Source organism: Streptomyces colwelliae (genome assembly GCF_048158785.1).
Lineage (GTDB): Bacteria > Actinomycetota > Actinomycetes > Streptomycetales > Streptomycetaceae > Streptomyces.
On record NZ_JBLTJC010001020.1, the window covers coordinates 1 to 408 of the forward strand.

A 408-nucleotide genomic window follows, 5' to 3' on the forward strand; every position below is an offset into this window, starting at 1 on the left:
CCAAAACAACTTTCGCTACGTTGCTGGCTCGTTTTAACACGGAGTAAGTGATGTACCGTTATTTGTCTATTGCTGCGGTGGTACTGAGCGCAGCATTTTCCGGCCCGGCGTTGGCCGAAGGTATCAATAGTTTTTCTCAGGCGAAAGCCGCGGCGGTAAAAGTCCACGCTGACGCGCCCGGTACGTTTTATTGCGGATGTAAAATTAACTGGCAGGGCAAAAAAGGCGTTGTTGATCTGCAATCGTGCGGCTATCAGGTGCGCAAAAATGAAAACCGCGCCAGCCGCGTAGAGTGGGAACACGTCGTTCCCGCCTGGCAATTCGGTCACCAGCGCCAGTGCTGGCAGGACGGTGGACGTAAAAACTGCGCTAAAGATCCGGTCTATCGCAAGATGGAAAGCGATATGC

1 protein-coding gene is annotated in these 408 nt (G+C 52.9%); it reads left to right on the top strand.

Going from position 1 to position 408, the window contains the following annotated elements:
* Positions 1–50 precede the first annotated feature (50 nt).
* The coding region (locus tag ACNFOC_RS55630) for an endonuclease (protein ID WP_416966478.1) at positions 51–408 on the top strand (358 nt) is incomplete at its 3' end.